This window comes from Paraburkholderia adhaesiva (assembly GCF_021390575.1).
GTDB lineage: Bacteria > Pseudomonadota > Gammaproteobacteria > Burkholderiales > Burkholderiaceae > Paraburkholderia > Paraburkholderia adhaesiva.
Map to the genome: position 1 here is coordinate 1,510,188 of NZ_JAJEJQ010000001.1, position 25,367 is coordinate 1,535,554.

General features: G+C 62.9%; 25 protein-coding genes. 21 read left to right on the plus strand and 4 right to left on the minus strand.

Features of this window, described 5'->3' with window-relative positions; translation table 11 throughout:
• The first annotated feature begins 40 nt into the window (after nt 1-40).
• From L0U80_RS06760 to L0U80_RS06790, 7 genes are all read left to right on the plus strand, one after another.
• Nucleotides 41-565 carry an OmpH/Skp family outer membrane protein gene (locus L0U80_RS06760; protein ID WP_233863195.1) on the plus strand — a complete coding sequence of 175 codons (525 nt, stop codon included), beginning with the start codon at nt 41-43 and terminating at the stop codon, nt 563-565.
• A 17-nt stretch (nt 566-582) separates the two neighbouring features.
• Nucleotides 583-1,659 (plus strand): UDP-3-O-(3-hydroxymyristoyl)glucosamine N-acyltransferase, encoded by a 1,077-nt coding sequence (gene lpxD, locus L0U80_RS06765; protein ID WP_233863196.1) that lies wholly within the window; start codon nt 583-585, stop codon nt 1,657-1,659.
• A gap of 221 nt (nt 1,660-1,880) precedes the next feature.
• Complete coding sequence (gene fabZ, locus L0U80_RS06770; protein WP_233863197.1) at nt 1,881-2,345, plus strand: 3-hydroxyacyl-ACP dehydratase FabZ; 465 nt, start codon at nt 1,881-1,883, stop codon at nt 2,343-2,345.
• Between the two features lie 87 nt (nt 2,346-2,432).
• Nucleotides 2,433-3,221: an acyl-ACP--UDP-N-acetylglucosamine O-acyltransferase gene (gene lpxA / locus L0U80_RS06775; protein WP_233863198.1), complete on the plus strand. Its 789-nt coding sequence runs from the start codon at nt 2,433-2,435 to the stop codon at nt 3,219-3,221.
• A 3-nt stretch (nt 3,222-3,224) separates the two neighbouring features.
• On the plus strand, nt 3,225-4,394 hold the full coding sequence (gene lpxB / locus L0U80_RS06780; protein ID WP_233863199.1) for a lipid-A-disaccharide synthase: 1,170 nt from the start codon (nt 3,225-3,227) through the stop codon (nt 4,392-4,394).
• Nucleotides 4,391-5,092, plus strand: a complete 702-nt coding sequence (gene rnhB / locus L0U80_RS06785) for a ribonuclease HII (RefSeq protein WP_233863200.1) — start codon at nt 4,391-4,393, stop codon at nt 5,090-5,092. The genes lpxB and rnhB overlap by 4 nt, the downstream gene beginning before the upstream one ends.
• A 124-nt stretch (nt 5,093-5,216) precedes the next feature.
• Nucleotides 5,217-6,002, plus strand: coding sequence for a TrmH family RNA methyltransferase (locus L0U80_RS06790; RefSeq protein ID WP_233863201.1), 786 nt, complete (start codon nt 5,217-5,219; stop codon nt 6,000-6,002).
• A 57-nt stretch (nt 6,003-6,059) separates the two neighbouring features.
• On the opposite strand, the gene ppsR is transcribed toward L0U80_RS06790, so the two are convergent.
• On the minus strand, nt 6,060-6,875 hold the full coding sequence (ppsR, locus tag L0U80_RS06795) for a posphoenolpyruvate synthetase regulatory kinase/phosphorylase PpsR (protein WP_233863202.1): 816 nt from the start codon (nt 6,873-6,875) through the stop codon (nt 6,060-6,062).
• Between the two features lie 404 nt (nt 6,876-7,279).
• Here ppsR and ppsA point away from each other — a divergent pair, with 404 nt between their 5' ends.
• From ppsA to L0U80_RS06810, 3 genes are all read left to right on the plus strand, one after another.
• Nucleotides 7,280-9,679, plus strand: a complete 2,400-nt coding sequence (gene ppsA / locus L0U80_RS06800; RefSeq protein WP_233863203.1) for a phosphoenolpyruvate synthase — start codon at nt 7,280-7,282, stop codon at nt 9,677-9,679.
• Between the two features lie 130 nt (nt 9,680-9,809).
• Entirely contained in the window at nt 9,810-10,271 is a 462-nt protein-coding gene (locus L0U80_RS06805) for an NfeD family protein (protein ID WP_233863204.1), read from the plus strand.
• A 67-nt stretch (nt 10,272-10,338) separates the two neighbouring features.
• A complete protein-coding gene (locus L0U80_RS06810) occupies nt 10,339-11,280 on the plus strand; it encodes an SPFH domain-containing protein (protein WP_233863205.1) in 942 nt (313 codons plus the stop codon).
• 82 nt (nt 11,281-11,362) lie between these two features.
• Here the strand turns inward: L0U80_RS06810 and smpB are convergent, their stop codons facing one another.
• Nucleotides 11,363-11,809, minus strand: a complete 447-nt coding sequence (smpB, locus tag L0U80_RS06815) for an SsrA-binding protein SmpB (protein ID WP_233863206.1) — start codon at nt 11,807-11,809, stop codon at nt 11,363-11,365.
• A 105-nt stretch (nt 11,810-11,914) separates the two neighbouring features.
• Here smpB and L0U80_RS06820 point away from each other — a divergent pair, with 105 nt between their 5' ends.
• On the plus strand, nt 11,915-12,352 hold the full coding sequence (locus tag L0U80_RS06820) for a type II toxin-antitoxin system RatA family toxin (RefSeq protein ID WP_124150416.1): 438 nt from the start codon (nt 11,915-11,917) through the stop codon (nt 12,350-12,352).
• Complete coding sequence (locus tag L0U80_RS06825; RefSeq protein WP_233863207.1) at nt 12,349-12,681, plus strand: RnfH family protein; 333 nt, start codon at nt 12,349-12,351, stop codon at nt 12,679-12,681. The genes L0U80_RS06820 and L0U80_RS06825 overlap by 4 nt, the downstream gene beginning before the upstream one ends.
• A gap of 126 nt (nt 12,682-12,807) precedes the next feature.
• On the opposite strand, the gene L0U80_RS06830 is transcribed toward L0U80_RS06825, so the two are convergent.
• On the minus strand, nt 12,808-13,845 hold the full coding sequence (locus tag L0U80_RS06830) for a DMT family transporter (protein WP_233863208.1): 1,038 nt from the start codon (nt 13,843-13,845) through the stop codon (nt 12,808-12,810).
• A gap of 253 nt (nt 13,846-14,098) precedes the next feature.
• On the opposite strand from L0U80_RS06830, the gene guaB reads away from it, so the two are divergent.
• The 5 genes from guaB (at nt 14,099) to L0U80_RS06855 (ending at nt 20,597) form a co-directional block, all read left to right on the plus strand.
• Nucleotides 14,099-15,559, plus strand: coding sequence for an IMP dehydrogenase (gene guaB, locus L0U80_RS06835; protein ID WP_233863209.1), 1,461 nt, complete (start codon nt 14,099-14,101; stop codon nt 15,557-15,559).
• Between the two features lie 6 nt (nt 15,560-15,565).
• Nucleotides 15,566-16,246 (plus strand): hypothetical protein, encoded by a 681-nt coding sequence (locus tag L0U80_RS06840; protein WP_233863210.1) that lies wholly within the window; start codon nt 15,566-15,568, stop codon nt 16,244-16,246.
• Nucleotides 16,247-16,408: 162 nt separating this feature from the next.
• The gene (guaA, locus tag L0U80_RS06845) at nt 16,409-17,992 is read left to right on the plus strand and encodes a glutamine-hydrolyzing GMP synthase (protein WP_233863211.1); all 1,584 of its coding nucleotides are present in this window, start codon (nt 16,409-16,411) and stop codon (nt 17,990-17,992) included.
• A gap of 807 nt (nt 17,993-18,799) precedes the next feature.
• Nucleotides 18,800-19,887, plus strand: a protein-coding gene (locus tag L0U80_RS06850; RefSeq protein WP_233862864.1) for an IS3 family transposase whose coding sequence is annotated in 2 segments (ribosomal slippage) — nt 18,800-19,049 and nt 19,049-19,887 — 1,089 coding nt in all. Because the reading frame shifts where the segments join, the coding sequence is not laid out codon by codon here.
• Nucleotides 19,888-19,961: 74 nt separating this feature from the next.
• A complete protein-coding gene (locus tag L0U80_RS06855; RefSeq protein WP_233863212.1) occupies nt 19,962-20,597 on the plus strand; it encodes a hypothetical protein in 636 nt (211 codons plus the stop codon).
• Here L0U80_RS06855 and L0U80_RS06860 read toward each other — a convergent pair.
• Nucleotides 20,594-20,965, minus strand: coding sequence for a hypothetical protein (locus tag L0U80_RS06860; RefSeq protein ID WP_233863213.1), 372 nt, complete (start codon nt 20,963-20,965; stop codon nt 20,594-20,596). The two genes, L0U80_RS06855 and L0U80_RS06860, sit on opposite strands and share 4 nt — an antisense overlap.
• Nucleotides 20,966-21,056: 91 nt before the next feature.
• On the opposite strand from L0U80_RS06860, the gene L0U80_RS06865 reads away from it, so the two are divergent.
• The 4 genes from L0U80_RS06865 to ldcA all read left to right on the plus strand — a co-directional run bounded on the left by L0U80_RS06865 (nt 21,057) and on the right by ldcA (nt 24,953).
• On the plus strand, nt 21,057-22,253 hold the full coding sequence (locus L0U80_RS06865) for an amino acid aminotransferase (RefSeq protein WP_233863214.1): 1,197 nt from the start codon (nt 21,057-21,059) through the stop codon (nt 22,251-22,253).
• Nucleotides 22,254-22,948: 695 nt separating this feature from the next.
• Nucleotides 22,949-23,350, plus strand: coding sequence for a DnaJ family domain-containing protein (locus L0U80_RS06870; protein WP_233863215.1), 402 nt, complete (start codon nt 22,949-22,951; stop codon nt 23,348-23,350).
• Between the two features lie 131 nt (nt 23,351-23,481).
• On the plus strand, nt 23,482-24,030 hold the full coding sequence (gene tadA / locus L0U80_RS06875) for a tRNA adenosine(34) deaminase TadA (protein ID WP_373322187.1): 549 nt from the start codon (nt 23,482-23,484) through the stop codon (nt 24,028-24,030).
• Nucleotides 24,027-24,953, plus strand: a complete 927-nt coding sequence (gene ldcA, locus L0U80_RS06880; protein WP_233863216.1) for a muramoyltetrapeptide carboxypeptidase — start codon at nt 24,027-24,029, stop codon at nt 24,951-24,953. Before tadA ends, ldcA begins: the two co-directional genes overlap by 4 nt.
• Nucleotides 24,954-25,367: the final 414 nt, after the last annotated feature.

The following is a 25,367-nucleotide window of genomic DNA, read 5'->3' on the forward strand; positions in this document are numbered from 1 at the left end:
CGGAACCCAGAGAATCGAGAGGATGACTTTGCAAACGGGTATGTTTTCAAGGCGCGTGATCGGGGCCGTGACGTTGTCGCTGGCGGTGTTTGCTTTCGGCGCGGGTGCGGTAGAGGCGCAGGAGGCCAGGATCGCGGCGGTCAACTCCGATCGCATCCTGCGCGAATCCGTCCCGGCGAAGGCCGCGCAGACCAAGCTGGAAGCCGAGTTCGCCAAGCGCGACAAGGATCTGCAGGATCTGGCGCAGCGCCTGAAGTCGATGTCCGATTCGCTCGACAAGAGCGGGACGTCGCTGTCGGCCGCCGACCGCGCGCAGAAGCAGCGCGACCTGTCGCAACTCGATAGCGACTTCCAGCGCAAACAGCGCGAATTCCGCGAAGATCTTAACCAGCGTCGCAACGAGGAACTCGCGGCGGTGCTGGATCGGGCGAACAAGGTGATCAAGCAGATTGCCGAGCAGCAGCATTACGACCTGATCGTGCAGGAAGCCGTCTACGTGAGCCCGCGCATCGACATTACCGATCAGGTGCTGAAGGCCCTCTCGGGTTCGAGCAGCAGCAATTAAGCAGGAGCAGGACACGCATGGCTTTCACGCTTGAGGAACTCGCCGGGCGTTTCGGCGGCGACGTGGTCGGCAATTCCGCACAACGCGTCGTTTCGCTCGCCCCGCTCGACCAGGCCGGTCCGCAGCAACTGGCGTTCCTCGCCAATCCGAAGTACCTGGCTCAGGTCGAAACGACCCGTGCCGGAGCGGTGCTCATCAGCCCGGACGATCTCACGAAGCTTGCGTCCAGCGACGGCCGCAACTTTATCGTCACACCCAATCCGTATGCTTACTTCGCGCGCGTAGCGCAGGCGTTCATCGACCTGGCGACACCGAAGGTTGCACCCGGTGTTCACCCGAGCGCGAACGTGGACGCTTCCGCGAGCATTGCCGCGAGCGCCGTGATCGGCCCGAATGTGACGGTCGATGCCGGCGCTGTGATCGGCGAACACGTGCGTCTCGACGCGAATGTGTTCGTCGGGCGCGGTACGCAGGTCGGTGCGGGTTCGCATCTGTATCCGGGCGTTGTCATCTATTACGGCTGCCGGATTGGCGAGCGCGCGATCGTGCACGCGGGTGCGGTGATCGGCTCGGACGGTTTTGGCTTCGCGCCGGATTTCACGGGCGACGGCGACGCGCGCACGGGCGACTGGGTCAAGATTCCGCAGGTCGGCGGTGTGTCGATCGGTCCGGACGTCGAGATCGGTGCCAACACGACGATCGATCGCGGCGCGATGGCCGACACGATTATCGAAGCTTGCGTGAAGATCGATAACCTCGTGCAGATCGGGCACAACTGCAAGATCGGCGCGTACACGGTGATCGCCGGTTGCGCGGGTATCGCGGGCAGCACGACGATCGGCAAGCACTGCATGATCGGCGGCGCGGTGGGTATCGCTGGACACGTGACGCTTGCCGACTATGTGATCGTCACGGCGAAGTCGGGCGTCTCGAAGTCGCTGACGAAGCGGGGCGTGTACACGAGTGCATTCCCTGCGGTCGATAACGCCGACTGGAACAAGAGCGCCGCCCTGCTGCGAAATATCGACAAGCTGCGCGACCGCATCCGGGCGCTCGAAGCGGCCGTCGCTGCGAAGCCGCAAGGCGACGCGTAAACAACAGGCAACCGGAGGGGGCGGGGCGCTACGGTGCGACCGTCTCCTGCACTACCGTACCGGCGTCTTGCGCGGCGCCGGTTTTCGTATGCTGGACCGCGCTCCGGGCAGATCCGCATGCCCAATTCCGCGTGTCTCGCGCATACTGCGCGTCAGCGCGGGGCCGTCGGCATCCGCATCCGAAGTCATCTTCGCGCAATTCCTGCGTGAGCAGAAACACCATGAACATCGAAAAACTCAACTTCGACATCCACAAGATTCTCACGCTGTTGCCGCATCGCTACCCGTTTCTGATGGTCGATCGGGTCATCGAGCTGGAGCCGCACAAGAGCATCAAGGCGTTGAAGAACGTGACGGTCAATGAGCCTTTCTTCACGGGCCATTTTCCCACGCGTCCCGTCATGCCTGGCGTGATGATTCTCGAAGCGCTCGCTCAAACCGCCGCGCTGCTGACGTTCTCGGAACAGCAGCAGGACTTCGCCAATACGCTGTATTACTTCGTCGGCATCGACGGCGCGCGCTTCAAGCGCGTGGTCGAGCCGGGTGATCAGCTGATCCTTAACGCCACGTTCGAGCGTTACATGCGCGGGATCTGGAAGTTCAAGGCACAGGCCGAAGTGGACGGCGTCGTCGCCTGCGAAGCAGAGCTGATGTGCACCGTGAAAAAAATGGACGCGGACGCGTAATAACGCCCACCGCGAACGCCCACCGCGAAATGCCGTCGCGCGTCGCATGACAGCGCAGGCAAGTAACAGAATCTGAAGCGAGGACGAATGACCAGGATTCATCCCACCGCGATTGTCGAACCGGGTGCTCAAGTAGACGAATCGGTCGAGATCGGACCGTACGCGGTTATTGGCGCGAACGTCAGCATTGGCGCGCGCACCGTTGTCGGGTCGCACAGCGTGCTCGAAGGCCATACGACGATCGGCGAGGACAACCGCATCGGCCACTATGCGTCGATCGGTGGTCGTCCGCAAGATATGAAGTACAAGGGCGAGCCGACCAGGCTCGTGATCGGCAGCCGTAATACGATCCGCGAGTTCACCACGCTACATACGGGCACGGTGCAGGACACCGGTGTGACGATCATCGGCGACGACAACTGGGTCATGGCCTATGTGCACGTCGGCCACGACTGCCGAATCGGCAGCAACGTGATCATGTCGAGTAACGCACAGCTCGCGGGTCACGTGATCGTCGACGACTATGCGATCGTTGGCGGCATGACGGGCGTGCACCAGTTCGTGCGGATCGGTGCGCACTCGATGGTGGGCGGTGCGTCGGCGCTCGTGCAGGACGTGCCGCCGTTCGTGGTCGCCGCAGGCAACAAGGCGGTGCCGCACGGTATCAACGTCGAAGGCCTGCGCCGCCGTGGTTTCTCTCCTGACGCGATCTCGGCGCTGCGCGCAGCGTACCGCACGCTCTACAAGAACGGACTCTCGCTGGAAGAAGCGAAGGTTCAGCTCGCTGAACTGGCGGGCGCAGGCGGCGATGGCGATATCCACGTCAAGGCGCTGATCGACTTTGTCGAGCAGTCGCAACGCGGCATCATCCGCTAGCCGATGGTCCTGCAAACCCGTCCGATGCGTCTCGCGATGGTCGCCGGCGAACCGTCCGGCGACCTGCTTGCGGCTTCGCTGCTCAACGGTCTCGCAGGCCGTTTGCCCGATACTACGCAGTACTATGGAATCGGTGGCCCGCGCATGACGGCCACGGGTTTCGATGCGCACTGGCCGATGGATAAGCTGACCGTGCGCGGCTACGTCGAGGCGCTCAAGCACATTCCGGAAATCCTGCGCATTCGCGGCGAGCTGAAAAATCAGCTGCTCGCGGATCCGCCCGATGTGTTCATCGGCGTCGATGCGCCCGATTTCAACTTCGGTCTCGAGCATGCGTTGCGGGCGGCGGGCATTCCCACCATCCACTTCGTTTGTCCGTCGATCTGGGCGTGGCGTGGCGGGCGCATCAAGAAGATCCAGAAGTCGGTGGATCACATGCTCTGTGTGTTCCCGTTCGAGACGGAGATCCTCGAAAAGGCGGGTGTCGCGGCGTCCTACGTGGGCCATCCGCTCGCGGACGAAATCCCGCTGGAACCGGACGTGCCGGGCGCGCGCCGCGCGCTTGGCCTGCCCGAGGGCGGACCGGTGATCGCCGTGTTGCCGGGCAGCCGGCGCTCCGAGATCAACCTGATCGGCCCGACGTTCTTCGACGCGATTGCCATCATGCAGCAGCGCGAGCCGGGCCTGCGCTTCGTGATGCCTGCGGCGACGCCGGCTATCCATGCGCAGTTGCAGGAGCTGGCGAGCGCGCGCGAAGGTCTCGCGTTGACGATCATCGACGGCCAGTCGCAACTCGCGATGACCGCTGCCGACGCGATCCTCGTGAAAAGCGGCACGGTGACGCTCGAAGCGGCGCTCCTGAAGAAGCCGATGGTGATCTCGTACAAGGTTCCCTGGCTCACTGGGCAGATCATGCGTCGCCAGGGCTATCTGCCCTATGTGGGGCTGCCGAACATTCTGGCGGGGCGCTTTGTCGTCCCCGAGATCCTGCAGCACTTCGCGACGCCAGAGGCGTTGGCCGACGCCACGCTCACGCAGTTGCACGACGAATCGAACCGGCGCACGCTGACGGAAGTCTTCACGCAGATGCATCTCGCGCTGCGCCAGAACACGTCGCAGCGTGCCGCGGAGGTCGTGGCGCGTGTTCTGGAAAGCCGCAGGGGGCGGGCATGACGGACGTCGCGAGCAAACGCGCACGCGCGCCGGCGTCGAAGGCGGCGGCAAAGCGCGCGACGCGGCAGGCACGCGCGGAGCAGGCCGGGCTGCTGTTCGAGTCGCCCGATGACATCGTCTGCGGCGTCGATGAGGCTGGGCGCGGTCCGCTCGCCGGGCCCGTGGTGGCAGCGGCGGTCATTCTCGACCCGGCTCGGCCTATCGCGGGGCTGGACGACTCGAAGGCACTAACGGCTAAGGCCCGCGACGCCCTCTACGATCTTATCGTCGAGCGCTCGCTTGCGTGGTGCGTGGCTTCGGCCACGGTCGAGGAAATCGACACGCTCAACATCCTGCAGGCGACGATGCTCGCGATGCGGCGCGCGGTCGAGGGCCTGAGCGTGACGCCGACGCTCGCGAAGATCGACGGCAACCGCTGCCCGGTGGTGTCTGTGCGCTGCGAAGCGGTGATTGGCGGTGACGCGCTGGTGCCGAGTATCTCGGCAGCGTCCATCATTGCGAAGGTCACGCGAGACCGCATGCTGCAGAAACTGCACGAGACGTACCCGGTTTATGGCTTCGACGCACACGCTGGCTATGGTACCGCACAGCATCTCGCCGCTCTGCGCGAGCACGGTCCCTGTGAGCATCATCGCCGCTCGTTCGCGCCAGTGCGCGAAGCTTATGCTCTGCATGGCACCGCGCGCACCGGCACTTAGCGGCCCGAACAATCGCGAAGGCGGGGCTTTTTCGCCCGTCTGATCTCGCGCTTCCCGTGCTCCGAGCGCCGCTTCGTGCGGCGCGATGTTTTTCCCCGCATTCCTTTTCAAGTCAGGCCCGCCCGTGAAAGCCATTACCTCACGCGACAATCCGCTCTACAAACGCCTGAAGGCGCTGGCCGGCTCGACGCATCAACAGCGCAAGAGCGGTCAGGCTCTGCTTGAGGGCTTCCATCTGGCGAGCGCCTGGCTCGACGGCGGCAACCAGCCCGAGTACTGCATCGTCACCGATGGCGCGCTTGCGCACGAAGAAGCGCGGGCGATCGTTGCACGCGTCGACGAACGGCGCGTCGTGACGTTGCCCGATGCGTTGTTCGGCCAGCTTTCGAGCGTCGTGCACGGTGTGGGGATGCTGCTGCTGGTCGATACGCCCGAGGCGGCGCTGCCGCACCGTGTGCAGTCGACCTGCGTGGTGCTCGATGGTGTGCAGGATGCGGGCAACGTCGGCTCGATCCTGCGCAGCGCGGCAGCGGCGGGCATCGACAAGGTGTTCTGCACGCCCGGCACGGCGTATGTCTGGTCGTCGAAGGTGCTGCGTTCCGCGATGGGCGCGCATTTCCTGCTGGAAGTGTTTGAGAACGTCGAAAGCGAGACGCTGACCGGGATGCTCGCCGTGCCCGTCGTGATCACCGATTCACATGGCGCTCAGGCGATCGACGAATGCGACCTGACGCGCGAGGTCGCGTGGGTGTTTGGCAACGAAGGGGCTGGCGTGTCGCAGGTATGGCGCGATGCGGCCACGCATCGCGTGACGATTCCGCAACCGGGCGGCATGGAGTCGTTGAATGTGGCGGCGGCGGCGGCGGTGTGCCTGTTCGAGCAATGCCGCCAGCGCCGACGCGCGCGCTGAAAGCGCAGCGGCCGCGGGTCACGCAAACGCCGCCCGCCTGCCGCGATACATCCGTAATCAGTAAGACGGCTTGTCGATCCGGATTTCCTGCAGGACCGTCGTCGCGATTTCCTCGATCGACTTGTGTGTCGACGAGAGCCACTTGATCCCTTCACGCCGCATCATCGCCTCGGCTTCGTTCACCTCGTAGCGGCAGTTTTCGAGTGCCGCGTATTTGCTGCCCGGACGCCGCTGGTTACGGATCTCCGCAAGACGCTGCGGATCGATCGAGAGCCCGAAAATCTTGTCGCGATGCGACAGCAGAGCGGTCGGCAGCTTGCCGCGTTCGAAGTCGTCCGGAATCAGCGGATAGTTCGCCGCCTTCACGCCGTATTGCATCGCCAGATAGAGGCTGGTCGGCGTCTTGCCGCTGCGGGACACGCCCACGAGGATTACATCGGCGTCCGTGAGATTGCGGTTCGACTGCCCGTCGTCATGCGCGAGCGAGAAGTTGATCGCCTCGATGCGGTTCTTGTATTCGTCGGTGTCGGCGTTCTGGTGGCCGCGGCCCATTGCGTGGGACGACTTCAGCTCCAGTTCCTGCTCCAGCGGCTCGACGAACGTCTGGAACATGTCGAGCACGAGCGCGTTCGCGCGCTTGACGATCTCGTTCGAGTTGCTGTCCACGAGCGTCGTGAAGACGATCGGCCGGCGGCCCTCGTGAACGGCAGCTTCGTTGATCTTTTCGGCGGTAGCGTAAGCCTTGTCGGACGAATCGACGAAAGGCAGGCGGACGAGACGGAATTTCTGGTCGAACTGCGAAAGGATCGAATGCGCGAAGGTCTCGGCAGTGATCCCGGTACCGTCGGAGACGATGAATACGGTGGGCGGCATCGATTGAAGCTGGGTAGGGGCGTTTCAGGAAACGCGAAACAGGCGGGCCGGAGCCCCAGGCGGCGCCTCGCGCGGCATGCCGAGGCGCTGTTCTTGACGACGGACACATTTTCCGGAGTCGGCACGGTAGAATAGCGGCAACCTGTTGGATAAGCAATTGCAGCACAATCGCGCCAACCCGCAGCCTTTCATGGCTCATTCTGGTGTCAATTTGCAGCGATTTCGTCTAACTTCGTCTAATCGCGCGCATCGTCCTGCTTTTCCTTTTGTCGAGCCCCAGTTTCGACACGCAAAGCGATTGCTTCTCCAACAGGTTGCGCAAGACGCGGATCCGCTTCCAATGAGCGTTTCGCGTTCGAGCCCACTTGCGCAATCGTGAATTTTTTTCACACTTAGGGGCTTGTATGACTAACACCGTTGCCAAGGATCAGGCGTATGTAGTGCCTTTCGAGCAGTTGCGGATGACCGATGTCGAGGTCGTGGGCGGCAAGAACGCCTCGCTCGGCGAAATGATCAGCCAATTGGCTGAAGCCGGCGTGCGTGTGCCTACGGGTTTCGCGACGACGGCGCTCGCCTTCCGCGACTTTCTGAAGCACAACAACCTGACCGAACGGATCGCCGCGCGTCTGGCTACGCTCGACGTCGACGATGTCAAGGCGCTGGCAGAAGCGGGCAAGGAGATCCGTCAATGGATCATCGACGCGCCGCTACAGCCGCAGCTCGAAGCGGATATCCGCGCGGGTTTCGAGACGCTCCAGAACGGTTCGCCAGCTGAACTGTCGTTTGCCGTGCGTTCGTCGGCAACGGCGGAAGACCTGCCCGACGCCTCGTTCGCCGGTCAGCAGGAAAGCTACCTCAACGTGGTGGGCATCGAGGATGTGCTCGATCGCCTCAAGCACGTGTTCGCGTCGCTCTACAACGACCGCGCCATTTCTTATCGCGTCCACAAGGGATTCACCCACGCCGAAGTCGCGCTCTCCGCGGGCGTGCAGCGCATGGTCCGCTCGGACGTCGGTGCCGCGGGCGTGATGTTCACGCTCGATACGGAATCGGGTTTCAAGGACGCCGTGTTCATCACGTCGAGCTACGGTCTCGGTGAGACCGTCGTGCAGGGCGCTGTGAATCCGGACGAGTTCTACGTCTTCAAGACCACGCTCGCACAGGGCAAGGCTCCGATCATCCGCCGCTCGATCGGCTCGAAGCTCATCAAGATGGAATTCACGCAGCCGGGCGAGCCGGGCCGCGTGAAGACCGTCGACAACTCGCACGAAATGCGCAACCGCTTCTCGATCACCGACGAAGACGTGATCGAGCTGGCGAAGTACGCCGTCATCATCGAGAAGCACTACCAGCGTCCGATGGACATCGAGTGGGGCAAGGATGGCCGCGACGGCAAGATCTTCATTCTCCAGGCGCGTCCGGAGACGGTGAAGAGCCAGGCGCACGGCAAGGCCGAGCAGCGCTTCAAGCTGAAGGGCCAGTCGCAGGTTCTGGCAACGGGCCGTGCGATCGGCCAGAAGATCGGCGCGGGCCGCGTGAAGGTGATTCACGATCCGTCCGAAATGGAGCGCGTGCAGCCGGGCGACGTGCTGGTCGCGGACATGACCGACCCGAACTGGGAGCCGGTGATGAAGCGCGCTTCGGCAATCGTCACGAACCGCGGCGGCCGTACCTGCCACGCGGCGATCATCGCGCGTGAGCTGGGCGTGCCGGCTGTCGTGGGCTGCGGCGACGCAACCGACGTGCTGAAGGACGGCGCGCTCGTGACCGTGTCGTGCGCGGAAGGCGACGAAGGCCGCATTTACGACGGCCTGCTCGAGACCGAAGTCAGCGAAGTGCAGCGCGGCGAGCTTCCGGCGATTCCCGTGAAGATCATGATGAACGTCGGTAATCCACAGCTCGCGTTCGACTTCTCGCAGCTGCCGAACGCCGGTGTGGGCCTCGCGCGTCTCGAGTTCATCATCAACAACAACATCGGCGTCCACCCGAAGGCGATCCTCGAGTACCCGAACGTCGATGCCGATCTGAAGAAGGCCGTGGAAAGCGTCGCGCGCGGTCATGCGTCGCCGCGTGCGTTCTACATCGACAAGCTGACCGAAGGCATCGCCACGATTGGCGCGGCGTTCTATCCGAAGCCCGTGATCGTGCGTCTCTCGGACTTCAAGTCGAACGAGTACAAGAAGCTCATCGGCGGTTCGCGCTACGAGCCGGACGAAGAGAACCCGATGCTCGGTTTCCGTGGCGCGTCACGCTACATCGCCGAAGACTTCGCCGAGGCGTTCGAGATGGAATGCCGCGCGCTCAAGCGCGTGCGTGAAGAGATGGGCCTCACGAACGTCGAGATCATGGTGCCGTTCGTTCGCACGCTCAAGCAGGCGGAGCGCGTGATCGGCCTGCTCGCGAAGTACGGTCTGAAGCGCGGCGAAAACGGCCTGCGTCTCATCATGATGTGCGAAGTGCCGTCGAACGCGATCCTCGCCGAAGAGTTCCTGCAGTACTTCGACGGCTTCTCGATCGGCTCGAACGACCTTACGCAGCTCACGCTGGGTCTCGACCGCGACTCCGGTATGGAACTGCTCGCCCTCGACTTCGACGAGCGCGATCCGGCCGTCAAGTTCATGCTCAAGCGCGCGATCGAAACGTGCCTGCGCCTGAACAAGTACGTCGGCATCTGCGGCCAGGGCCCGTCCGATCACCCGGATTTCGCCCAGTGGCTCGCCGAGGAAGGTATCGCGTCGATGTCGCTGAACCCGGACACGATCATCGATACGTGGCAGGCGCTCGCCAAGTCGCAAGCGAAGTAAGCGTAGTGCGCCGCGTCCGGCGAGAGACTTGAGGTAACGTCCCGAGGGTCTCCTGCCGTACCAAAAAAAGTGCCAGCTTCGTGCTATAACACCCCGGTCAAGCCGGGGTGTTTTACTTTGGGAGACTGACGTGGGGCCACATGGTTTGTTCTGGTGGGTCGGCGCGGGCGTGCTGATCATCGCCGAGTTGATGACGGGCACGTTCTACCTGCTGATGATCGCGCTCGGCTTCCTCGCGGGTGTGCTCGCGTATCTGCTCGGCGCGCCGCTCGATCTGCAACTCGGCATTGCCGCCGTCGTCGCGCTGATCGCCGTGATCGTGCTGCGGCGCTCCCGTTTCACGCGCCGCCGGCGCGTGACCGATGTGTCGCGCGATCCGGGCGTCAATCTCGACATCGGCGAATCGTTGACCGTCGCCGGCTGGCATGACCGCCGTGCGCGCGCGATGTATCGCGGCGCTGAATGGGATGTCGAACTCGCGCCGGGCGAGCCCGAAGATGCGCGTCTCTATGAAATCAAGGCCGTGCGCGGCAGCTGCCTGATCGTCGCAGCGCGGCAAGACGAGGCGCCCGGCCGGGCAAGGCACGCCTGAGCCGCGTCACCGCACGTTTGTTGCATCGTGCATCGCATCGACCACTTCGAAGAAAGGGAGTCCATCAATGCAAATTCCAGTCGTCGGCCTGATTCTGCTTGTGATCGTCATCGTGCTGATCGCCCAGACCATCAAGATCGTGCCGCAGCAGCACGCCTGGGTCCTCGAGCGGCTTGGCCGCTATCACGCGACGCTCACGCCGGGACTCTCGATCGTGCTGCCGTTCGTCGATCGTGTGGCGTACAAGCATGTGCTCAAGGAAATCCCGCTCGACGTGCCGAGCCAGGTCTGTATCACGCGCGACAACACGCAGTTGCAGGTGGACGGCGTGCTGTACTTCCAGGTGACCGATCCGATGAAGGCGTCGTACGGATCGAGCAACTTCGTTTTCGCGATCACGCAGCTCTCGCAGACCACGCTGCGTTCGGTGATCGGCAAGCTCGAACTCGACAAGACGTTCGAGGAGCGCGACTTCATCAATCACAGCATCGTGTCGGCGCTGGACGAGGCTGCGTCCAACTGGGGCGTCAAGGTGCTTCGCTACGAAATCAAGGATCTCACGCCCCCGAAGGAAATCCTTCACGCGATGCAGGCGCAGATCACCGCCGAGCGCGAAAAGCGCGCGCTGATTGCTGCGTCGGAAGGTCGCAAGCAGGAGCAGATCAACCTCGCGTCGGGCGCGCGTGAGGCGGCGATCCAGAAGTCGGAGGGCGAGAAGCAGGCCGCGATCAATCAGGCGCAGGGTCAGGCGGCTGCGATTCTCGCCGTGGCCGAGGCAAACGCTCAGGCGATCCAGAAGATTGGCGCGTCGATCCAGGAGCACGGCGGCATGGACGCGGTCAACCTCAAGGTGGCCGAACAGTACGTCAACGCGTTCTCCAATCTCGCGAAGCAGGGCAACACGCTGATCGTGCCGGGCGACATGGGCGATCTGAGCTCGATGATCGCTTCGGCGCTCACGATTGTGAATCGCGCAGGTATCGGCGAGCAGAAGGTGAAGGGCGCCTGAGCAGCCTGACTGGCATCAGTTTGAGTGAACGAAAAACGGGCCGCGAAAGCGGCCCGTCTGCTTTTCCGGGTGATGTCGACGATCAGGTCGGCGAGCGCATCAGGCGCGCCTTTTCGCGCTCCCAGTCGCGCTTCTTCTCGGCCTCGCGTTTGTCGTGCTGCTTCTTGCCCTTCGCGAGGCCGATTTCGCACTTCACGCGGCCGCCCTTGTAGTGGAAGTTCAGCGGAACGAGCGTGTAGCCGCGTTGCTCGACTTTGCCGATCAGCTTGTCGATCTGGTCACGGTGCAGGAGCAGCTTGCGCGTGCGGACCGGGTCGGGGTTGATGTGCGTGGACGCCTCGGGCAGCGGGCTGATATGCGTGCCGATCAGGAATAGCTCGCCGTCCTTGATGACGACGTAGCCTTCCTTGATCTGGCCGCGCCCGGCGCGCAGCGCTTTCACCTCCCACCCTTCGAGCACGAGTCCTGCTTCGTGGCGCTCCTCGATGGAGTAATCGAAGAACGCTTTTCTGTTGTCGATGATGCTCATGGGGAAATGGGAACGGCCCAACTCGTTTAAAATCCCAATTTTAGCAAAGCGGGCTTTTGAAAGCCCGCGACGCCTTCTTCACCCTTGCGACGCGTCGCGCAATATATGGCAGATGTCCAGAAAACCGTGCTGATTCGCCATTCGGCGGAGCGAATGTTCGACCTCGTCACCGATGTGGCCGACTACCCCAATTTCCTGCCATGGTGCGGTGGCGTCGAGATCCGCCGTCAGGACGAGAGCGGCATGGAAGCGAAGATCCACATCAACTTCAAGGGTATCAAGCAACATTTCGCCACGCGCAATACGCAGAAGCGCCCGGAGCGCATCGACATGGAATTCGCGGACGGGCCGTTTCGCAAGTTCACCGGCTTCTGGCGCTTCACGCCGCTGCGTGCAGACGCCTGCAAGATCGAGTTTGCGCTGCACTACGAGTTTGCAAATGTCATTCTGGAAAAGATCATCGGGCCGGTGTTTCACCACATCGCGAACACCTTCGTCGACTCTTTCGTGAAGCGCGCCGATCAGCGCTACGGCAAGCCATGAGCGGGAAGTTGTCGATCGACGTCTGTTATGCGCTGCCCGATGCGCAGACGCTCATTACGGTTGAGCTTGCACCGGGCGCGACTGTGCAGCAGGCCATCGACATGAGCGGCATCCTTGGTCGTCATCCGGAAATCGATCTCGCGAAGCTCAAGGTGGGGATCTACGGCAAGGTCAAGCCGCTCGACACCGTGCTGGCGGATCACGATCGTGTGGAGATTTACCGTCAGTTGATCGTCGATCCGAAAGCCGCACGTCAGCGCCGCGTCGACAAAACCCGCAAGGCGGGTTCCGTGGAAGGGCGCAAGTGGCTTCACAAGGATTCGCGCTGACGCGCTGAACGCGCAAACTGAGCGCGCAAAGACAACGGGCCGGAGCGGCGTAGACGCCATTCCGGCCCGTTTGCCATGGCGGGGTCGTCTTCTTGCGCATGCGCGCGGCGCCACGGCCTCAGGTCGTCATGCCGCGTTCCCGCGCCGCTCGCTGCTACCCTCGTCACCCATGCCGCCGACGCTGGGCACTTCGGCTGCCGGCACGATTCCGTCGCCATGCGCGGTGTCTTCCGGACCGCCCGAATGCTGGCGCACCGACCAGCTCACGCCCACCACGAGCAGCACGATCGCCGCGATTTCGAGTCCGCGCGGCAGGCGGTGGTCGTAGACGAAGCCGTAGAGCAGGGCGAACAGCGTCTCGAAGACGATCATCTGCCCCGACAGCGTGAGCGGCAGACGCTTGGCGGCGGCGTTCCAGAGGCCATTGCCGAGCCACGACGCGCCGATCGCGAGCACGAGGTTCAGTTGCCAGAACACCGTCCAGCGTGACGCCGTGACGCTCTCCTGCACCGTACCGGGCGGCATCGCGAGAATGGCGAGCCAGAGCAGGCCGCCGAGTGCACCCGTCACCACGCCCCACAGCACGGACCACTCGTTGCCGGTGAAATGGGCGTTGCGATGCAGGTAACGGGCGTTTTCGACGGCGAACCAGGTCCAGCAGACGAGCGCGCCAACCGCGCAGCCGAGGCCCGCGATCTTCGTGAGCGTGCTTGCATGATCGCCGTGACTGGCACCTGCCGTGAACACATCGACGTTGATGCAAACGATGCCGGCCGCAATCATCGCTAGCGGCCAGACGAGGCGCGATAGCGGCACGGCGCCGTGATCGCTCCGTCCAAGCAGAGTCACCGTGACGGGCAGCACGCCGACGATCAGCGACGCGGGCGCGATGCCGACCAGGTGGATGGCGGTCGCGAGAAAAAGGTAATAAAGCAGGTTGCCCATCAGCGCCAGCTTGATGAGCATGACGAAGTCCTGGCGCGTGAGGCGGGGCCAGACGCGGCGCAGCATCGGCACGAGGGCCGCCAGTGAAACGAGGCCGTACATGACGTAGCGGCCCGCGCTCAGGAGCAGCGGCGAAAAATCCTGCAGCTGGCGGGGCACGACGAACACGGTCCCCCACAACGCCCCGGCGAGCACGCCGTACAACACACCACGCTGCATCTTCGAAAACTCCGGACAAATCAGACTGGCTCTGAGCTTAAAGGGTGCGCGGGCGCGCGTCTTGTTCAATTCTGCAGCGAATTCACGTCTGAGTCCCGTATTGGGATTGGCAAAGGGCTGCATCACCGGCGCCGCACGTACGGTTTCCCCAGCGCCAGGAAATTTCCCAAAATCACCGCTAAGCTACTGTTGATACTGATGATTTCCAGGGCGCTATCCCGTATAATCTGCTTTTGCGCCTATAGGATTTGCCATGCGTCTGATCCAGAAAGCACTCACGTTCGATGACGTGCTCCTCGTTCCCGCGTTCTCCGACGTTCTGCCGCGCGACACCAGCCTCAAGACCCGGCTGACCCGCAATATCTCCCTGAATATTCCGCTCGTCTCGGCCGCGATGGATACGGTCACCGAAGGCCGTCTCGCAATCGCGATGGCGCAGCAGGGTGGCGTAGGCATCATCCACAAGAACCTCACGCCCGCGGAGCAGGCGCGCGAGGTCGCGAAGGTGAAGCGTTTCGAGTCGGGTGTCCTGCGCGATCCGATCACGATCCCGCCGCAAATGAAGGTGCGCGACGTGATCGCCCTGTCGCAGCAGCATGGCATCTCCGGCTTCCCGGTGGTCGAGGGTGCGCAACTGATCGGTATCGTCACGAACCGCGACCTGCGCTTCGAAACGCGCCTCGACGAGCCCGTGCGCTCGATCATGACGCCGCGTGAGCGCCTCGTCACCGTCAAGGAAGGCACGCCGCTCTACGAAGCCAAGGCGCTCATGCACAGCCACCGGCTCGAGCGCGTGCTGGTCGTCAACGATGCGTTCGAACTGCGCGGCCTGATGACCGTGAAGGACATCACCAAGCAAACCGAACACCCGGCCGCCTGCAAGGACGAGCACGGCAAGCTGCGCGCGGGCGCGGCAGTCGGCGTCGGTCCGGACAATGAAGAGCGCGTCGAGTTGCTCGTGCAGGCGGGCGTGGACGTGATCGTCGTCGATACGGCGCACGGCCACAGCAAAGGCGTGCTCGAGCGCGTCCGCTGGGTCAAGAAGAACTTCCCGCACGTTGAAGTGATCGGCGGCAACATTGCGACGGCTGACGCTGCGCGCGCGCTCGTCGAGTACGGTGCGGACGGCGTCAAGGTCGGTATCGGCCCGGGCTCGATCTGCACGACGCGCATTGTCGCGGGCGTGGGCGTGCCGCAGATCAGCGCGATCGCGAACGTTTCGGACGCGCTTCGTGGCACGGGCGTTCCGTGCGTCGCCGATGGCGGCGTGCGTTACTCGGGCGACGTTTCCAAGGCACTCGCTGCCGGCGCGAACGCCGTGATGATGGGCAGCATGTTCGCGGGCACGGAAGAGTCGCCGGGCGACGTGTTCCTGTACCAGGGCCGCCAGTACAAGTCGTATCGCGGCATGGGTTCGGTGGGCGCAATGAAGGACGGTGCTGCGGACCGTTACTTCCAGGACAATTCCGCGAATATCGACAAACTCGTGCCCGAGGGCATCGAAGGCCGCGTCGCGTACAAGGGCTCGGTCAACGCAATCCTGTTCCAGTTGATCGGTGGCGTGCGTGCCTCGATGGGCTACTGCGGCTGCAGCACGATCGACGAACTGCACGAGAAGGCTGCCTTCGTCGAGATCACGTCGGCGGGCATGCGCGAGTCGCACGTTCACGACGTGCAGATCACGAAGGAAGCTCCCAACTACCACGTGGACTAATCGCCGATGAAGGCCTTGCTGCGCGTTGTACTGATTGTCGATGCGTTGATGCTGCTGGGCTTCGGAGTGCTGTTCCTGCTGACTCCGTGGGCCTCGCTGTTCGACGCGCTGCAACTGGTGCAGCCGCAGCCGGTGCTTGTCGGGCTGGTGCTCGGCGTGGTGCTGATGGGCCTGGCGTGGCTCGCGGTACGAGCCGCGTTCGACGGTGCGATGACGGTGCCCGTTGGCCGTGTGGCCGGGCATATCAACTGGATCTGCGGTGTGCTCATGCTCGTGTGGCTGATCGGGTTCCACAACCCGCAGCTCACGGGTTTCGGTCAGTTGACTGCTGGCGGTATCGGCGCATGGCTGATCGTGATCGGCTTCGGTGGTGTACGGCTCGCGGGAGCGGTCCGGCGGCGCGAGAAGGCGCAGGCGGCCGGAGCGAAGCCGATACGGCGCGATGCGCCGCTTGCCACGCAGAACGAGTCGCGCAGCGAGCCCGTAGTAACGCGTTCGGTTCCGCTTTTCGCGGGCGCTACGTCGCCAGCGACAACGACGAGCACTGCCGCGGATACGCCGACATCGCCGCCGCAGCCGGAAGCGCCAGTACCGGTGGCGACACCGCGAACGACGAGCGCCGATGAAGCCCGCCTGAGCGCCCGCGACGAAACCGCCAACGCGCCGAGGCCTCCGCTGCATGGCTGAACGGCAACGCCCGACCCCCGCCACAGGCCTTGTCGCCTCGCGCCCAGATTGCGACGTACGACACAACACAGCAACGCAACGCGACACACGCTTCCCGAATTCACGCTGCGCGCAGCGCGCGCGGCTTTCCGTATCCGTTCTTTTCTTAGGTCTCGTCCTGCCATGCACGACAAAATCCTGATTCTCGACTTCGGTTCGCAAGTCACCCAGCTCATTGCACGACGCGTTCGCGAGGCGCACGTCCTCTCGGAAGTCCACCCGTATGACGTCGATGAGGCGTTCATTCGCGAGTTCGCGCCCAAGGGCATCATCCTCTCGGGCGGCCCGAACTCGGTGACGACGTCCGACACGCCGCGCGCGCCGCAAGCCGTATTCGATCTCGGCGTGCCGGTGTTCGGCATCTGCTACGGCATGCAGATGATGGCCGAGCAACTGGGTGGCAAGGTCGATATCGGCCACGTACGCGAATTCGGCTACGCCGAAGTGCGGGCGCGCAACCACACGAGCCTGCTGGAAGGTATCGAGGACTTCCAGACGCCGGAAGGCCACGGCATGCTCAAGGTCTGGATGAGCCACGGCGACAAGGTCACCGCCATGCCCGAAGGCTTCAAGCTGATGGCTTCGACCGAGTCGTGCCCGATCGCTGCAATGGCCGACGAGTCGCGCCACTTCTACGGCGTGCAATGGCACCCGGAAGTCACGCACACCGCGAAGGGTCGCGCGATGATCGAACGCTTCGTGCTCGACATCTGCGGCGCGAAGGCCGACTGGGAAATGGGCCACTACATCGACGAAGCCGTCGAGACGATCCGCAAGCAGGTCGGCAACGAGCACGTCATTCTGGGCCTCTCGGGCGGCGTGGATTCGTCGGTGGCAGCGGCGCTGCTGCATCGCGCGATCGGCGACCAGCTGACCTGCGTGTTCGTCGATCATGGCCTCCTGCGCCTGAACGAAGCCGAACAGGTCATGTCGATGTTCGCCGACAACCTGGGCGTGAAGGTGATCCACGTCGATGCGAGCGAAGCGTTCATGTCGAAGCTCGCGGGCGTGACCGATCCGGAAGCGAAGCGCAAGATCATCGGCGCGGAATTCGTCGAGGTGTTCCAGGCCGAAGCGGGCAAGCTCACCGACGCGAAGTGGCTCGCCCAGGGCACGATCTATCCGGACGTGATCGAATCGGCGGGCAAGGGCAAGAAGGCCGCGCACACGATCAAGAGCCATCACAACGTCGGCGGTTTGCCGGAGACGCTGAACCTCAAACTGCTCGAGCCGCTGCGCGAGCTGTTCAAGGACGAAGTGCGCGAACTCGGCGTGAAGCTGGGCCTGCCGCATTCGATGGTGTATCGCCATCCGTTCCCGGGCCCGGGCCTCGGCGTGCGGATTCTCGGCGCAGTGAAGCGCGAGTTCGCCGATCTGCTGCGCCGCGCCGACGCGATCTTCATCGAGACGCTGCGCAACACCATCGACAAGGAAACCGGCAAGTCGTGGTACGACCTCACGAGCCAGGCGTTCGCGGTGTTCCTGCCGGTGAAGAGCGTCGGTGTGATGGGCGATGGACGCACGTATGAATACGTCGTCGCACTGCGTGCCGTGCAGACGCAGGACTTCATGACGGCGCACTGGGCACATCTGCCGCATGACCTGCTCGGTCACGTGTCGAATCGCATCATCAATGAAGTGCGCGGCATCAATCGTGTCGTGTACGACATTTCTGGCAAGCCGCCTGCGACGATCGAGTGGGAGTGATCTGAAGTTTTCCCGGCCAGTTCGGGAAGTCTGGTTTTTCGTGTTTTCCTTTTTAAAAAACACGAATCCGCAGTTGATTCGATCCGCGCCGGCCGTGTGGCCGGCGCGGCTTCGTCAGGGCGCAGAAACGTGAACGCGCTTTGTCGACGCACACCGTAGCGCGCAGCCGGCGTGCTGCGCGAAAGTTTCAATACCATCGCTTGCCGGGCGCCTTCGAATGCGTCCTGGTCGCTTCGCTGCAACGGCGATGACCGTTCCTGAAGCTCAAGAGACGTTCATCGGTCCCGTTACGTTAATTCGTATCACTAATTATTATTTGCTCGCACCGGACCCTGTCCTGATCTTCCCGCTTTCCGCGCGGCTATTTTCTCATTTGCAAACTTTTCCAAAACGCTGGAATCCTCGCGTTTTACTGTCACGTGACATAGATTAATTGCAGAGCTGTATGCAACTGCAAGTTGAACGCAAAGTATTTCCTTTAAGTGAGCAGAACAACCTGCCACTTAACAAATACGTCACGAGACGCTACCAATGTATTCCGTACGCAAGTCCCATACGCACGCGGTGTGTCATTTGTCGTTCAAAGATAGGTAAATCCCGCATCTTTGAATGATCCCGCCAGCTTACCGGAGACGGGAAATCTGACTTCAGGTCCGGGAGAGCAACCATGATGGAAACGAATACGAGAATCGTCGTATGTGTAGCGGCGGCGGTGCTGCTGACAGCATGCGGCGGTAGCGGGGTAATGCCCCCGCAAATCCATCGTCGGGAGAAGTAGAATTTTCTCGTTAAGAGGGAGTTCTGCAGATGAAGAAGTCGAGATTCACGGACAGCCAGATACTGGAGGCGCTCAAGCGCGCGGAGGCCGGACTGGCGGTGCCGGAGCTGTGCCGGGAGCTGGGCATCAGTTCGGCGACGTTTTATAAATGGCGCTCGAAGTACGGCGGCATGGACGCGTCGATGATGTCGCGCATGAAGGAACTGGAGGCGGAGAATGCCCGGCTTCGCAAGATGTACATCGAGGAGAAGCTCAAGGCTGAGATTGCCTCGGAGGCACTGCAAAAAAAGTTCTGAAGCCATCTCGTCGGCGCGAGATGGCAAAGCGGGTTGTGCAACAGCGGCGCGTGTCAATTCGTGTGGCGTGCGCGGCGTTTGGCATCAGCGAGTCGTGCTACCGGTACGAGGCGAAGTTGAACACGGAGAACGAAGAGATTGCCAACTGGCTGCTGCGTATCACGGGTTGCCATCGCAACTGGGGTTTTCTGCTGTGCTACTTCTACCTGCGTAACGTGAAGGGATTCGGCTGGAACCATAAGCGCATTTACCGGATTTACCGCGAGCTGGAGCTGAACCTGCGCATCAAGCCGAAAAAGCGGCTGGTGCGGGAAACGCCGCAGCCGCTATCGGTACCGGAGGCCATCAATGAAGTGTGGTCGATGGACTTCATGCATGACCAGCTGGTTGACGGGCGCAGTATCCGGACGCTGAACGTGATTGATGATTTCAACCGCGAGGCGCTGGGCATCGAGGTGGATTTCTCGTTGCCATCCGAGCGGGTGATTCGCACGCTGAAGCAGCATATGGAATGGCGAGGCAAGCCGAAGGTCATCCGGTGCGACAACGGCCCGGAATATCTGAGCGCGGCCATCGTGACGTGGACGCAGAAGCAAGGCATCCGGTTGGAATACATCGAGCCGGGCAAGCCGCAGCAGAATGCGTATATCGAACGGTTCAACCGGACTGCTCGGTACGAATGGTTGTCGCAGTATCTGTGGGAAGACCTGGAGCAGGTTCGCGAAGCGGCGGCCGACTGGATGTGGATTTACAATCACGAGCGCCCGAATATGGCATTGGGCGGTTTTACCCCGAAGCAGCGGCTGGCCATGGCCGCTTAGTTTCTACTTCTGCCCACCGTGGAAAACGGGGGCATTACCGCGGCAGCAGCAGCGGAAACCAACCAGCGCCAGTAGTGAACGCCGATCCGCAAGGGTTCTGGCAAGGCACCGACACCAACGGCCGAGCCGTTGCGGCTCTGGTATTGGAGACGGGGCAGTACTTTTCTGTGTACTCAACAAACGGTTCCGTCGGCGGCATGGTTGAGGGAACACTAACAGTCAGCGGAAATACCATCACTGACAATTCTGCAATCGACTTTGTAGTTGGGTCCTCAGCAGTAAGCGCTACGGTCGCGGGTACGGCTACGACCAAACAACTGATCGCTGTAAAAGTTAGCGAACCCAGTCAATCCGTGTCGTTTACCGGAACATATAACGCCTCTTACGATTCGTCCCCGTCGCCGAGCGCAGGCGTTGGAACGTGGACCGGATCCGCAGCAGGTGGTGCCGCCGTCACCACTATTACGGTCGCCGCCGATAACAGCTTCACTGGGTCATCGGGGACGTGCACATTCAATGGATCCGTTGCGCCGCGCGCGAGTGGAAAGAACGTGTTCGATGGCAACGTGACGTTCAATGACGCCTCGTGTCAACTGGGTGCCGGTACGAAGATTGGCTTTGAAGCGGTCATCGCCAACAACCAGATGGTCGCTGCGGGTGTTAATCCCTCGCGAACTGCTGGGTTCGTGTTCCTCGGTACAAAGGGCTAAAAGCCAGCGCCCACAGGTTCCCGGCCCAGATGTGTCGCGGGCCGGTGCCGCTTTCCTCGCGTGCGGAAGCGGGAATGTCTGGCCCCGCGAGTCGGGTTCGCCCCGGACAGATCCAGAGCTTCGTCGCGATCGGGAACGCTTGCCAGAACGCTTTGCAGCAGACGCACGGCCTCACGCAATTCGCCGGCGGTAATGTGTTTTTGCGCGGCGGCGAGGATATGTTCAATATCGTTGCTTGCGGCGATGTTCTGGTTTTCCTCGCGGGCGTTCTCGTTGTAATGTATCGGACGCCCGATCTGCGGATTTCCGCTTATCTGATTCCGGTTTGGCTTGCCGTACCCGGCGCCGCCTCTTGTTTCCTGCAGCACAACGCGTGTATGTGCGCTGCAAGGCGGCGTCCCGACGCGCTGACCCTATCCGGCCCGTATTTTTTTCTGAACAGCCTATTTCGCAAACACCATGTTCGAACACATCGACGCCTATCCCGGCGACCCGATTCTCACGCTCAACGAGAACTTCCAGAAGGACCCGCGACAGAACAAGGTCAATCTGAGCATCGGCATCTACTTCGACGACGATGGCCGACTGCCCGTCATGCAAGCCGTCCGTACCGCCGAAGCGGCGATTCTCGAAGAGCCGGGTCCGAAACCCTATCTGCCGATGGCGGGCTTTGCCCAGTACCGCGACGCCGTGCAGGCGCTCGTGTTTGGCGAATCGTGTCCGTCGCGCGCGGCGGGGCGTATCGCGACGGTGCAGACGCTCGGTGGCTCGGGGGCGTTGCGGGTCGGGGCGGACTTCATCAAGCGCTATTTCCCGGCGAGCCAGGTCTGGGTGAGCGACCCGACGTGGGAAAACCACCGCTTCATCTTCGAGCGCGCGGGCTTCACGGTGAACACCTACCCGTACTACGACGAGGCGACGGGCGGCCTGAAGTTCGAGGCGATGCTCGCGGCCATTGCCGCGCTGCCGCCGAAAAGCATCGTGTTGCTGCACGCGTGCTGCCATAACCCGACGGGCGTCGATCTCGAGCGCGCGCAGTGGGAGCAGGTGATCGACGTGATGCAGCAACGCGACCTGCTGCCGTTCGTCGACATGGCGTACCAGGGCTTCGGAGCGGGCCTCGACGATGACGCGTTCGCCGTGCGCGAGATCGCGCGCCGCGGGCTCCCGGCGTTGATTGCGAATTCGTTCTCGAAGAACTTCTCGCTCTACGGCGAGCGTTGCGGCGGCCTGCACGTGGTCTGCGAAGACGCGGCGAGCGCCGATCGCGTGCTGGGGCAACTGACCGCCTCGGTGCGTTCCAACTACAGCAATCCGCCTACGCATGGTGCAAAGATCGTCGCGCGCGTGCTGACCACGCCGGATCTGAAGCAATCGTGGGAGAGCGAGCTGGCGGCGATGTGTCAGCGGATTGCGCGCATGCGCGTTGCGATTCACGATGGCCTGCGCCAGCACGTGAGCGGCGAGGCGCTGTCGCGCTATATCCGCCAGCGGGGCATGTTCACGTACACCGGGTTGTCGGCGGATCAGGTCGAGCGGCTGCGCGAGGAGCACGGGGTCTATATCCTGCGTTCGGGCCGGATGTGCGTCGCGGGACTCAACGAGCAGAACGTTGGGATCGTAGTCGATGCGATCGCCAAGGTGCTCGCGCACTAAGAGTACAACCTGTGCTTTGCTCGCCGCGTCGGCCTATGTGCACGGGCGCGGCGTGCCGAAGCCGCTTCGGACGATGTGAGCCCGTACCCGGCTCATAGCGCGGGCGACATTCCGATGTCGCCCGTTTCAATCCGTCTCTTTGTCCGGCCGGTCGGCGCTGGCGGGTATTCGCGATATATCGTGGATCGGCCATGCCGCGCGTTTGCGGTAGCTGCACGCTCCTGGTTACGCCAGCGCTACGCGGTCCGGTGCGCCTCAGAACCGCACGCCAGCTCCGCATCCGCCGGCAACCCCGCCGCCGCTTCCGCCCGCGGCGCTGCAAAACACCCCACAGCCCGATAGCGCCGCAGCGAGGAGCGCACATACGCCAAGCCGGCTGGCATACGCGAAGAGCGTGGCTGCGCGGCTATGTAATGTGGGGCTGCCGGGGAAGAATTGAAGCTTCATGATCGAGTGAACGGGGATTCAGGCGGGAGCCCGGGATGTCGTGGAGACGCGGTAGGGTCACGTTACTCCAAACGCGCAATGCCTCTAATCAGACGAATCCGGAGTTGCAGAACTCACGCGACATTCGATTGATGGCCTGTCGAGTCACCGGAATTCGACGATAACCGGGAGATAACCGGGAAGGAGGCGCGCGGTCGTCGAGGTCATGCCCTGATAGAATGCGTGAGCCGCAACGTAATGAATTTCCGATGAAATTGCTTGATGCCCTCGTCGAACAACGGATCGCCGCCGCAGCCGCGCGCGGGGATTTCGACGATCTGCCGGGTGCCGGATCGCCCCAGCAACTCGACGACGACCTGCTCGTGCCCGAAGAAGTCCGCGTGGCGAACCGCATCCTCAAAAATGCCGGATTCGTGCCCCCGGCGGTTGAGCAGTTGCGCGCGTTGCGCGACCTCGAGGAGGAAATCGCCAGGGTGGGCGACAAGGCAGCGCAATGCCGCCTGCGTGCTCGCGTGCTCGCGCTCGACATGGCGCTCGAATCGCTTCGTGGTGGCCCGACGGTGGTGCCGCACGAATATCGCCAGCGGATCGCCGAGCGGCTTGCCGAACGCGCAGACGACCAGCGCGTGCACCCAGTGGTGGCACAGTGAACGCGCCGGCCAACACACCGGTCGATCCGTCCGGTGCCGCCGATTGCCTGCAGGATCCCGTCCTCAAGGATGCCGGCATCGCGCAGCAGCCGGATGCTCAAACCGTCGCGCCGCAGCCTGATCCCAACCCCATGAGCGAGCGCGACCAGCGTTTCATGCGGCTCGCTCTCGACGCCGCGGAACAAGCGCGTGCGGCGGGCGAGGTGCCGGTCGGCGCGGTGCTGGTACGCGGCGACGAGGTCATCGCGACGGGTTTCAATCATCCGATCGGTGCGCACGATCCTTCGGCGCATGCCGAGATGGCGGCGCTGCGAGCGGCGGCGAACACGTTGGGAAACTACCGCTTGCCCGGCTGCGAACTCTATGTGACCCTCGAACCGTGCCTGATGTGCTCCGGCGCCATCATGCACGCGCGGATTGCGCGTGTCGTGTACGGCGCACACGACCCGAAAACGGGAGCGTGCGGTAGCGTCGTCGATGCGTTCGCCAACACGCAGCTGAACCATCACACGACCGTGGTGGGCGGTGTGCTCGATGCCGAATGCGGCGACGCGCTGCGCTCGTTCTTCGCGGAGCGCCGCCGTGCCAGCCGCGAGGCACGCCGGGCGGCGGCGGGCGAAATAGCGTCGACGACATCCGGCGGCGAGAGTGAGACTGATATTCCATCCCGAACCACATGACCAAGCACCGCACCTTCGAACTGATTGCGCCGTCGGGCTATCCGCAGGATCTGGAGGCGGTTCAGCGCGGCATCGCGCGCCTGCACGCTGAAGGCCATCGCGTCGAGGGTATCCAGGCGACCGAGCGGCGCTACCAGCGCTTTGCCGGCACCGACGGCCAACGCGCCGCCGAAATCAACCGTCTCGCCGACCCGTCGCGCGCCTTGCCCGATATCGTGCTCGCGGTGCGCGGTGGCTACGGCGCTGTCCGCATCCTGCACGGACTCGACTACGAGGGTCTGCAGCGGCGGCTTGCCGGGCGTCCGATCGCGTTCTGCGGTCATAGCGACTTCACGGCGATCCAGCTCGCGCTGTTCGCGCGCGCGGGGCTCACGACGTTCGGCGGTCCGATGCTCGCGAGCGACTTCGGTGCCGAGGATTTGAGCAGCTTCACGATGCATCACTTCTGGAATGCGCTCTCGAAGCCTGGTTTCAAGCTCAAGGTGGACGTACCGCAGACCCAGACCACGGACGTCTCGGGCACGCTCTGGGGCGGCAATCTCGCCGTGCTGACGTCGCTGATCGGCACGCCGTTTCTGCCGCCGGTGGAGGGGGGCATCCTCTTCGTCGAAGACATCAACGAGCAGCCGTTTCGCATCGAGCGGATGCTTTACCAATTGCACCTCTCAGGCGTTCTTGCTCGTCAGCAGGCGCTCGTGCTGGGCGACTTCTCCGGCGGCAAGCAGTTCGACTATGACAACGGTTACGACCTGACGCAGATGATCGAGCAAGTGCGCTCGGTGGTGGGCATCCCGGTTATTGCGGGTCTGCCGTTCGGGCACATTCCCGATATGGTGACGCTGCCGGTCGGGGCGTCGGCGCGTTTGCAGGCTACGGCGAAGGGGTTCGAGCTGGCGGTTGAGGGATATCCGCATCTCGTGTGAGGCGAAACCCGATGAAGCGCCTTAGGGCGCTTTTTTTTCGACGTGACTTCGCTGATTTTCCGGGAATGGATGCCGCTTGCCGACCCGCGAGACGACAGTCGGCAATTCCGGAAGCGGACATTGAATCTCTGCGTGTGTGCCCTCGGCGCTGCCCGCCGTCGCAGGTGGGAAGATATGCAACTAACGGTCAGTTCGTTCGGCAACCGTCATGCCATCCCTCGGTGTGGCCAGATCCGGTTTGCTGATCATTGATTAGCAGGTCAACAAACCGGTCATCGTGTAGTTGATGACCCTCGTATGGCTGCGCAGGCTACCCGAACCGGGCGTCGCGGCGGCGAGAACCAGTCGCGTTCGGCCGCTGCAGGCGCACTGGAAACAAGTTTTCCTCAGTTTGCGTGGCAGCCGCGCCATCAG